This is a genomic window from Azospirillum sp. B4 (assembly GCF_000333275.1).
In the GTDB taxonomy this organism is placed as follows: domain Bacteria; phylum Pseudomonadota; class Alphaproteobacteria; order Azospirillales; family Azospirillaceae; genus Nitrospirillum.
The window spans coordinates 34,571-44,744 of the sequence record NZ_BACU01000261.1; the positions used below are offsets into that span (position 1 = coordinate 34,571).

Consider the following 10,174-nt stretch of genomic DNA (forward strand, 5'->3'; position numbering starts at 1 on the left):
CAAATCTGTTTTCCGGGCACTGTTTTCCCGCCGGGGGCGGAGGGCCGTCCCGGCGCGCGACAGAATGTGTTGTCCGAGACGCTTTTGACAGCAAGAGAAAGTTCACGGGCACCTGTTAAAAGACGACAATCTTCTTATTTCCCAACGGGGCGGTATGCCGCTTCGTTTCCCCACCGCGTTTTGCCTATGGTGGGCCCCGCGAATTAACGGGCCGCCCGGATCCGAGAGACGGCCCGACTTCGGGAGAGAGACCCATGGCGCTCAAAGCTGAACAGCGCAAATCCGAACTGACCGAACAGATCGCCGCCAAGGTGCGGGATCGTCTAAGCCGGGAAAAGGCCGCTCCGGCCGAACGCTTCGTCCGGCAGTTCTACGCCAACGTGCCCCCGGACGACATCCTGCGCAGCAGCAGCGACGAATTGTACGGCGCCGCCATCGCCATGTGGCAGTTCGGGGCCATGCGCAAGGCCGGCGCCGCCCAGGTGCGCGTCTGCAATCCCAAGGTGGAGCAGGACGGCTGGCACGCCCCCCACACCGTGGTCCAGATCGTCAACGACGACATGCCCTTCCTGGTGGACAGCGTCTCGGCGGAACTGAACCGCCACGGCCTGACCGTGCACCTGGTGATCCACCCGGTGGTGAAGGTGAAGCGCGATGCCGACGGCCGCCTGGTCGAGCTGTATGAGCCGCACGCCGCCCCGGCCGATGCCAAGGCCGAAAGCTTCATGCATGTGGAGGTCGACCAGCAGACCGCCCCCGATTTGCTGGAAAAGGTCCGCGCCGGCTTGGTGCACGTCCTCTCCGACGTGCGCGCCGCGGTGGACGATTTCCACGCCATGCGCCAGCGCGTGACCGAGACCATCGCCGAATCGCGGAAGGCCAGCCAGTCCCTGGACGCCGCCGAGGTGGCGGAGGGCGTGGACTTCCTGCGCTGGGTCGACGACGACCACTTCATCTTCCTCGGTGTGCGCGAGTACCGCTTCGGGCATGAGGACGGCCAGGACACGCTGGACATCCTGCCCGGCGCCGGCCTGGGCATCCTGCGCGACGACGAGGTCTCGGTCTTCGACGGCCTGCGCTACTTCGCCCAGCTGCCGCCGGACGTGCGCGCCTTCGTCCGCCAGCCGCGCGCCATCATGGTGACCAAGGCCAACAAGGACAGCACCGTCCACCGCCCGGCGCCGCTGGACGCCGTGATGGTGAAGCTGTTCGACGACAGCGGCGTGGAGATCGGGGAGCGGCTGTTCGTCGGCCTCTTCACCTCCGTCGCCTATAACCGCGCGGTGCGGGAAATCCCCTACCTGCGCCAGAAGGTGAACCGGGCGCTGGAGCGGGCGGGCTTCGACAAGTCCAGCCACGACGGCAAGGCCCTGCTGCACATTCTGGAGACCTATCCCCGGGATGACCTGTTCCAGATCAGCGATGATGAACTGTTCGACATCGCCATGGGCGTGCTGCACCTGCAGGATCGCCAGCGCGTGGCCATGTTCGTGCGCAAGGATCCGTTCGAACGCTTCGTCAGCGTGCTGATCTACGTGCCCCGCGACCGCTACGACACCGACCTGCGCCTGAAGCTGCAGGGCATCCTGGAGTCGGCGTTCGAGGGCAAGACGACGCAGAGCCACGTCATGCTGTCGGAAAGCGTGCTGGCCCGCGCCCACATCATCATTCAGACCACGCCCGGCAAGGTCCCGGACTACGACGTCCGCGACATCGAGGAGATGCTGATCGAGGCGGCGCGCGGCTGGGGCGAGCGCCTGCAACAGGCCCTGGTGGACGCCAAGGGTGAGGAGGTTGGCCTGCGCCTGGCCCGCCGCTATCGCCGCGGCACCCTGGCCGAAGGCTATCGCGAGACCTACAGCCCCGAAGCCGCCGTGATGGACATCGAGCGGCTGGAGGCGGTGGCGGCCACGGGCCAAATCGCCCTGAACCTGCACCGCCCGGTGGAGGCCGAGCCGCACGAGCTGTTCTTCAAGGTCTACCATGACGGCACGCCGGTGCAGCTGTCGCAGGCCCTGCCCATGCTGGAGGATCTGGGCCTGAGGATCCTGGCCGAAGGCGGCCCCCACGAGGTGCGCATCCCCGGTCGCGAGAAGTCCATCTGGATCCAGGACTTCGAGATGAAGATGGCCAACGGCCAGGCCGTCGAGCTGGACACCGTGAAGGACGCGTTCGAGGACGCCTTCATGCGCGTCTGGACCGGCGAGGCCCAGACCGACGGCTTCAACAAGCTGGTGCTGGGGGCCGGTTTGGCCTGGCGTGACGTTACCATGGTGCGCGCTTACGCCAAGTATCTGCGCCAGGCCCGCTTCGACTTCTCCCAGTCCTATATCGAGGACACGCTGGCGGCCCATGTGGGCATCACCAAGCTGCTGGTGCGCCTGTTCCACCTGGCCCATGACCCGGCCACCGTCGAAAAGCTGGGCCGGGATGAGGTGGACAGCCGGCGCATGGGCCTGGTGGTGGAGATCGACCACGCCCTGGACCAGGTCACCAACCTGGATGAGGACCGCATCCTGCGCCGGATGCTGAACCTGATCCGCGCGACCCTGCGCACCAACTTCTTCCAGAAGGGCGCCGACGGCCAGCCCAAGCCCTACCTGTCGTTCAAGCTGGACAGCCGCTCCATCGACGATCTGCCGCTGCCCCGGCCCATGGTGGAAATCTGGGTCTACAGCCCCCGGGTGGAGGCGGTGCACCTGCGCGGCGGCAAGGTGGCGCGCGGCGGCATCCGCTGGTCCGACCGCAAGGAGGATTTCCGCACGGAAATCCTGGGTCTGATCAAGGCGCAGATGGTGAAGAACGCCGTCATCGTTCCCATGGGCTCCAAGGGCGGATTCGTGGTGAAGAACCCGCCGCCGGCCTCCGCCGGGCGCGAGGCGGCGCTGGCCGAAGGCATCGAGTGCTACAAGACCATGATGCGCGGCCTGCTGGACATCACCGACAACCTGGTGAAGGGCCAGGTGGTGCATCCCAAGGACGTCGTGCGCCTGGACGGGGACGACCCCTACCTGGTGGTGGCGGCGGACAAGGGCACGGCGACATTCTCCGACATCGCCAACGGTGTCAGCCGCGACTACGGATTCTGGCTGGACGACGCCTTCGCCTCCGGCGGGTCCGCCGGCTATGACCACAAGAAGATGGGCATCACCGCCCGTGGCGCGTGGGAGGCGGTGAAGCGCCATTTCCGCGAACTGGGCCGGGACTGCCAGACCCAGGACTTCACCGTGGTCGGCGTGGGCGACATGTCGGGTGACGTGTTCGGCAACGGCATGCTGCTGTCGAAGCACATCCGCCTGGTGGCGGCCTTCGACCACCGCCATATCTTCCTGGACCCCAACCCGGACGCGGCCGCCAGCTGGGAAGAGCGCAAGCGCGTCTTCGACCTGCCGCGCTCCTCTTGGATGGACTATGACCAGTCCAAGCTGTCCCAGGGCGGCGGCATCTTCGAGCGCGGGGCCAAGTCCGTGCCCCTGTCGCCGGAGGTGCGCCAGGTCCTGGGCGTCACGGCCGAACGCCTGACCCCGGCCGAACTGATGCAGACCATCCTGAAGGCGGAGGTGGACCTGCTGTGGCTGGGCGGCATCGGCACCTATGTGAAGGCCGGGGCTGAGAGCAACGCCGAGGTGGGCGACAAGGCCAACGACGCGCTGCGCATCGATGGCCGCCAGGTCCGCGCCAAGGTGGTGGGCGAGGGCGCCAACCTGGGCTTCACCCAGCGCGGCCGGATCGAGGCGGCGCAGGCCGGCGTGCGCCTCAACACCGACGCCATCGACAACTCCGCCGGCGTCGACACGTCCGACCATGAGGTGAACATCAAGATCCTGCTGCGCGACGTGATGGACCGGGGCAGCATGACGCTGCCCCAGCGCGACGTGCTGCTGGCCACCATGACCGACGACGTGGCGGACCTGGTGCTGGCCGACAACTACCAGCAGACCCAGGCCCTCTCCATTGATGAGGCGGTGGCCCCGGACACGCTGGACGATTTGGCGCGCTTCATCCGCCTGATGGAAAAGGCGGGCAAGCTGAACCGCGCCATCGAGTTCCTGCCGACGGACGAGGAAGTGGCCCTGCGCGCCCAGGCCCGCAAGGGCCTGACCCGGCCGGAGACGGCGGTGTTGCTGGCCTATGCCAAGATCGACCTGTACGACAAGCTGTTGAATTCCGACCTGCCGGACGATGCCAAGATGGCGGCGGACCTGGTGGATTATTTCCCCGCCAGCCTGCAGCAGCAGTACCCCCAGGCGGTCTCCGGCCACCAGCTGCGGCGGGAGATCATCGCCACCGTGGCCACCAACAGCATGGTCAACCGCGTCGGTCCCAGCTTCGTGGCCGAGATGGTGGAACAGACCGGCCTGGGCGAGGCCGACGTGGCCCGCGCCTATCACATCGTGCGCGACGCCTATGGCCTGCCCGCGGTGTGGAAGGCCATCGACGCCCTGGACAACCAGGTGCCGGCGGCGACGCAGACGGCCATGGGCCTGGCCACCCGCCTGCTGTTGCGGCGGGCCGTGCCCTGGACCCTGCTGAACAACCCCCACCCGCTTGATATGGCGGCCGGCATCGCCCGGCTGGCCCCGGCGGTGAAGGTGCTGTCCCGGGCGCTGGCCGACATCCTGTCGCCCGACGCCGCCGCCGACCTGGCCGCCAGGAAGGATGAGCTGGAAAAGGCCGGCGTGCCGGCCGACCTGGCCCATCACCTGGCCGCCCTGCCGGCGCTGGCCGCCGCCACCGACATCAGCCAGATCGCGGTGGAGGCCAACCGGGCGGTGGACAAGGTGGCCGCCGTCCACTTCGCGCTGGGCGAGCGGCTGGGCTTCGACTGGCTGCGCGGCCGGGCCGGGGCGGTGAAGACCACCACCCACTGGCAGCGCCAGGCCCTGGGCGCCATCATCGATGACCTCTACAGCCTGCAGGGCCGCCTGGCCGCCCGCGTGCTGGCGGGCGAGGGCGACGATGTCACGTCCCTGATCGACGCCTGGTTGGCCTCCAAGTCCGGCCCGGTGGACCGTATCCAGTCGCTGCTGTCCGAACTGCGCGGCGTGGCGCACCTGGACGTGGCCATGCTGGCCGTGGCCACCCGCCAGTTGCGTGGCCTGACCGCCGGCTGATTTGGTCTTATACCGACGGCATTTGATCGTGACCGCTTAAATGCCCCTCAAGTGCCGGGCGCCGGCATCCGCCGGCTTGGCTATCCTCACGTTTCTGTCCGCTACGCTCCCAGAAACGTTCCGGCGGCCCCAGTCGGGGCCTACAGCGGCATGAACCACAGTTCATGCCGCTGGGGTGAGGCTTTACCCCTGGACGGAGGCTGCCGCCGGGGCCTTGGCCGGGCGCTGGGTCAGCACGATGCCCAGCACCACCAGGCCGCCGCCCACCAGGTGATAGGGATGCAGCACCTCGTCCAGCAGCAGGGCCGCCAGCACGGCGGTGGTGATGGGCAGCAGGTTCATGAAGATGGCGGTGCGACCGGGCCCCAGGTGCTTCACCCCCTGCATCCACAGCACTGGCGCCAGGATGGAGGTCGGAATCCCGGCGTAGGCCACCATGGCGATGGTGGCGGGCGTGATCGGTGCCGCTGGCGCCAGCAGATACCCCGGCAACAGGAAGATCAGGCCCGCCGCGATCTGGGCATAGAGCGAGGTCCACACCGGCAAGGGCAGGGGCCAGCGCTTCAGGCAAACCCCATACCCCGCGTAGGCGATGCAGGCCCCCAGCATGTAGGCGTCGCCCCGCCCCACGCCGTGGGACAGCAGGCGGCCATAATCGCCCTGGCCCAGCACGAACAGGATGCCAGCCAGCGACACCAGCCCGCCCGCCAGGGCCAGGGGCCCCTGCCTCTGCCGCAGCCACGCGGCGCCGATCGCCAGGGTCAGCAGCGGGACCAGCGCCACGAAGATGCCGATGTTGGTGGCGCTGGTGCTGGCGGCGGCGTAGTAGGCCAGGCCCTGGTACAGCGCCATGCCCAGCAGGCCCAGGATGGTGATCTGGGCCAGGTGCCGGCGGATGACCGCCCGCGACACCCAGGCCCTGCGCAGGCAGAAGGGCGTCAGCAGCACGAAGGCCAGCAGCCAGCGGTCGAAGGCGATGACGCTGGGCGGGATGGCGCCGGCCGAGGCCTTGGTCACCAGGTTGTTGCCGGTCCAGATCAGCACGGCCAGCAGGGGAAAGGTCAGGTACAGGCGGGGTGTCATGGGTCTCGATCCTACTTGGGACGCGACCCTAATGCCGGACGGGTCCGGCCTGTAGAGCGACTTTGCGACGGCAGCCATCAGCGCGGCGGCGACCGCCAGGTGGGACGGGACCAAGCGGGCTGAGACAGGGTCTCGATGAAGAAGTCGGCCAGCGCCTCCACCTTGGCGGGGCGGGCGCGGGTCGTGGGGGTCACCAGGTACAGGCCGCCCAGGGGCAGCGACCAGCCCTCCAGCAGATCCACCAGCCGGCCGTCGGCCAGGTATTCCGCCGCCAGGAACTCCGGCAACTCGGCGATGGCCAGACCCTCCAGCACGGTGGGCAGCAGCGCTTCCCCATTGGTGACGCGCAGGGGGCCGGTGGGCGTCACGGCCACCTCCACCCCTTCGGCGTTGATCAAGCGCCAGACGTCCTGGCGGGCGCGGTAGGCGTAACCCAGACAGTGATGGGCCGCCAGTTCACCCGGATGCCGTGGCCGGCCATAGCGCGCGATGTAGGACGGGGCGGCCACGATGTGACGCGCGATGGGGCATAGGCGGCGTGCCACCAGCGAACTATCGGTCAACACGGCGATGCGCAGGGCGGCGTCGAACCCGTCGCCGATCAAATCCACCACGGCGTCGCTCAGGTGCAGGTCGACGGTGATCTCAGGATACATCCGCAGGAAGGCGGGGAGCAGCGGCGCCACCCAGCGCACGCCGAAGCTCATGGGCACGGCCAGGCGGACGGTGCCGCGTGGGCGGGTGGACAGTTCCCGCGCCGCGTCCTCCACCGCCTCCGCCTCGGCATACAGTTGCGAGGCGCGGGCGGCCAGGGCGGCGCCCACGTCGGTCAGGGCCAACCGGCGCGAGGTGCGGTTGAACAGGCGGGCGCCCAGCCTGTCCTCCAGCCGGCTGACGCCGCGCGACACAGTGGCCACCGACACCCCCATGGCCCGGGCGGCGGCGGCGTACGACCGCTCCTCCGCCACCTTGGCGAACATGGCCAACCCTTCGAAATCCGGCGCGCGCATCACACCAATCCTGCAACGATAGTTTTCAGTCATTTCTATTTTGAAAAATCGGTTTTGGCGACATCTTTCCCTCATCAGCCGCCCGCCACTGGGCGGAACAACACAAAATACTGAAAGGAAAGACGAAATGGCTCGCAAGCTTGAAGGTAAGGTCGCGGTCGTTACCGGGGGCACCAGCGGCATCGGCCTGGCCACCGCCAAGGCCTTCGCGGCGGAGGGCGCCCGCGTCTTCATCACCGGCCGGCGCGCGCCGGAACTGCAGGCGGCGGTGGCGACCATCGGCCCCAACGCCACCGGCATCCAGGCCGACAGTGCCAAGGCGGAGGATCTGAACCGTCTGTACGAACAGGTGAAGGCCCAGGCCGGCCGCATCGACGTGCTGTTCGCCAACGCCGGCGGCGGCACCATGCTGCCCCTGGGCCAGATCACGGAGGAACACTACGACGACATCTTCGGCCGCAATGTGAAGGCGGTGCTGTTCACGGTGCAGAAGGCCCTGCCCCTGCTGGTGGACGGCGCCTCCGTTATCCTCACCGGCTCGACCGCCGGCGCCACCGGCACGGCGGCCTTCAGCGTCTACAGCGCCAGCAAGGCGGCGGTGCGCAACTTCGCCCGCAGCTGGACCCTGGACCTGAAGGAACGCGGCATCCGCGTCAACGTCCTGAGCCCCGGCCCCATCCGCACGCCCGGCCTGGTGGAACTGGCCGGTCCGGACGCGGCGCAGCAGCAGGGCCTGCTGGACTACATGGCCAGCCAGGTGCCCCTGGGCCGCGTGGGCGAGGTGGAGGAGATCGCCAAGGCCGCCCTGTTCCTGGCCTCCGCCGACAGCAGCTTCGTCGTCGGCGCCGAGCTGTTCGCCGACGGCGGCCTCGCGCAGGTTTAAGACGGCGCGCGCATGATGTGAGTGGCGGCCCTGGAGTGATCCGGGGCCGTTTCGCTTGGGGCGAATTGGCTCCACCGCGGCGGCGCCGGTATGGTGTATCAAGGGGCCTCGACCGATCAGCGGAAGGGTGTCCCCCCATGCCTTACCTTTGGCTGGAATCATTGCATGCCGCCGCCGCCGTCACCTTCGTGGCGGGCCTGCTGGCGGCCGCCCTGCTGCTGGCCTTCGTGCCCAGTGCCGACGCCCTGTCGCCCGCCTTCTGGCGCGCGGCGCGGGCCTGGCACCGCTGGGTGACGGGACCGGCCATCCTGCTGGTCTGGGGCCTGGGCCTCACCCTCGCGCTGAAGGGCGGCTGGCTGCCCTCATCCGGCTGGTTGTGGGCCAAGCTGGCGCTGGTCACGGCCCTGTCCGGCCTGCACGGCGCGCAGGCGGGGGCCTTGCGCCGGCTGACCAATGGTCAACCACGGCCGCGCGCCGCCATCGTCCGCTTCCTGCCGGCGTTGATCGTGCTGGCCGTGGTCGGCATCCTGTTCCTGGTGATCGCCAAGCCGTTCTGAGGCGCGGCAAAGGGGCGCAAGGCATCCGGTCGCAGGCCGCCAATCGCGGCTGTCACGAAGCGGTAAGATATCAGGGCATTGACGGTGGCCGCCCTTGCCCGGCATCACAGGGAAGGGGTGGCGGCGGGGCCGCCCTGGATTGCGGAGGGGCCATGGGCACGACGCGGGCGGCGGCGGACATCAGCGAGGAACATGGGCTGATCTGCGGATTCCTGATCCGTGGCGGGGCGGTGACGCCCGTCCCCTGGCCCGGCATAGCCGACGCCATGGCCCAGCCCGACGGTTTGGTCTGGCTGCATTTCAACCTGGTGGACGTGCGGGCGCGGCAGTGGATCGAGGCCATGCCCACCCTGCCCCGGGGCGCCCGCCAGGCATTGCTGGGCCAGGACAGTCATTTCCGCCTGGAACCGGCGGGGGAAGGGTTGACCGGTGTGCTGGCCGACCTGCACCACCGTTTTGACGATCCCGCCGGCGGCCTGGGCCAGCTGCGCATCTACATGGAGGCGCGCCTGGTCATCACCGCCCGGCGCCAGCCGCTGATGGCGGTGGATCAGCTGCGCCGCTCCATCTCGCAAGGCCTGGCCCCCACCGGTGCTGTCGACCTGGTCGCCCACCTGATGTTCCACCTCACCGACACCGTGGCGGCGGAGGTCAGCGAGCTGGCGGACGACGTCGACGATGTGGAGGATTCGCTGCTGGCCGACCGGCTGGAGGACGAGGGGGAGAAGCTGGGGCGCATCCGCCGCACCTCCGCCCGCTTGCGTCGGCACCTGGGGCCGCAGCGCACGGCCCTGAACGTGGCGCTCAGCCGCATGCCCGGCTGGTGCGGGACCGAGGACCGGTCGCGCCTGCGCCAGGCTATCGACCGGCTGGAGGGGGTCAGCCAGGATCTGGACCTGGTGCAGGAACGGGCCCGGCTGCTGCAGGACGAGCTGTCCAACCGTTTCAGCGAGGCCACCAACCGCAACCTCTACGTCCTGTCCATCGTCACCACCATCCTGCTGCCGGTGAACCTGATCACCGGCATCTTCGGCATGAACGTGGGCGGCCTGCCGTGGAGCGGACACGACGCCGGCTTCCTATGGGTTTGCGGCGTCATGCTGGTCACCATCCTGGTCTCCCTGGTGGTGCTGCACTGGCGCCGGCTGTTCTAGCGCTGGCGCCATGCCGTGACCAGGGCATCCCGAACCGGTGCCTTTGGGCTGAGTGGCTGGACGGACACATCGGTCAGGGTGAAGGTCGCGGCCGTCACCAGCAGGGCGAAGCCCGCCGCCAGCGCGGTGAGCAGGGCGGCATCGGCCAACGGCCGGCGGGCCAGGGCCGCCTCGCAGGATGGGCATCTGCGCCCACCCCCTTTCAGCAGCACGCCGCAGCCGTCGCACAGGCCCTTGGCCGGCGCGGTGTCAGTCGATGGCATCGGCGGCGGCGTCCAAGGGGGCGGCGGCCACATGGCCCGCCACGGGCACAACCTTGACCACGGCGCTGGGCGTACCCACGGGCAGGGCGATCAGGCCGCTGCACCCGCTG

Annotated in this window: 8 protein-coding genes; 4 read left to right on the forward strand and 4 right to left on the reverse strand. The window is 69.0% G+C overall.

Going from position 1 to position 10,174, the window contains the following annotated elements:
* The first annotated feature begins 254 nt into the window (after window positions 1–254).
* Window positions 255–5,114 carry an NAD-glutamate dehydrogenase gene (locus I55_RS11250; RefSeq protein ID WP_044560633.1) on the forward strand — a complete coding sequence of 1,620 codons (4,860 nt, stop codon included), beginning with the start codon at window positions 255–257 and terminating at the stop codon, window positions 5,112–5,114.
* A gap of 183 nt (window positions 5,115–5,297) precedes the next feature.
* Here I55_RS11250 and I55_RS11255 read toward each other — a convergent pair whose 3' ends face one another.
* Together I55_RS11255 and I55_RS11260 are read right to left on the reverse strand one after the other, a co-directional pair.
* Window positions 5,298–6,197: a DMT family transporter gene (locus I55_RS11255; RefSeq protein ID WP_044560634.1), complete on the reverse strand. Its 900-nt coding sequence runs from the start codon at window positions 6,195–6,197 to the stop codon at window positions 5,298–5,300.
* A gap of 77 nt (window positions 6,198–6,274) precedes the next feature.
* Window positions 6,275–7,207, reverse strand: a complete 933-nt coding sequence (locus I55_RS11260) for a LysR family transcriptional regulator (RefSeq protein ID WP_252181111.1) — start codon at window positions 7,205–7,207, stop codon at window positions 6,275–6,277.
* 127 nt (window positions 7,208–7,334) lie between these two features.
* Here I55_RS11260 and I55_RS11265 point away from each other — a divergent pair, with 127 nt between their 5' ends.
* The 3 genes from I55_RS11265 to I55_RS11275 all read left to right on the forward strand — a co-directional run bounded on the left by I55_RS11265 (window position 7,335) and on the right by I55_RS11275 (window position 9,801).
* Window positions 7,335–8,090, forward strand: a complete 756-nt coding sequence (locus tag I55_RS11265; protein ID WP_044560637.1) for an SDR family oxidoreductase — start codon at window positions 7,335–7,337, stop codon at window positions 8,088–8,090.
* Window positions 8,091–8,227: 137 nt separating this feature from the next.
* Window positions 8,228–8,647, forward strand: a complete 420-nt coding sequence (locus I55_RS11270) for a CopD family protein (protein ID WP_044560638.1) — start codon at window positions 8,228–8,230, stop codon at window positions 8,645–8,647.
* Window positions 8,648–8,799: 152 nt separating this feature from the next.
* Window positions 8,800–9,801, forward strand: a complete 1,002-nt coding sequence (locus I55_RS11275; protein ID WP_044560640.1) for a transporter — start codon at window positions 8,800–8,802, stop codon at window positions 9,799–9,801.
* Here I55_RS11275 and I55_RS11280 read toward each other — a convergent pair.
* Both I55_RS11280 and I55_RS39300 read right to left on the reverse strand, forming a co-directional pair.
* Entirely contained in the window at window positions 9,798–10,064 is a 267-nt protein-coding gene (locus I55_RS11280) for a hypothetical protein (protein WP_044560641.1), read from the reverse strand. The genes I55_RS11275 and I55_RS11280 overlap by 4 nt on opposite strands.
* Entirely contained in the window at window positions 10,051–10,143 is a 93-nt protein-coding gene (locus tag I55_RS39300; RefSeq protein ID WP_307718705.1) for a DUF6726 family protein, read from the reverse strand. The genes I55_RS11280 and I55_RS39300 overlap by 14 nt, the downstream gene beginning before the upstream one ends.
* Window positions 10,144–10,174: the final 31 nt, after the last annotated feature.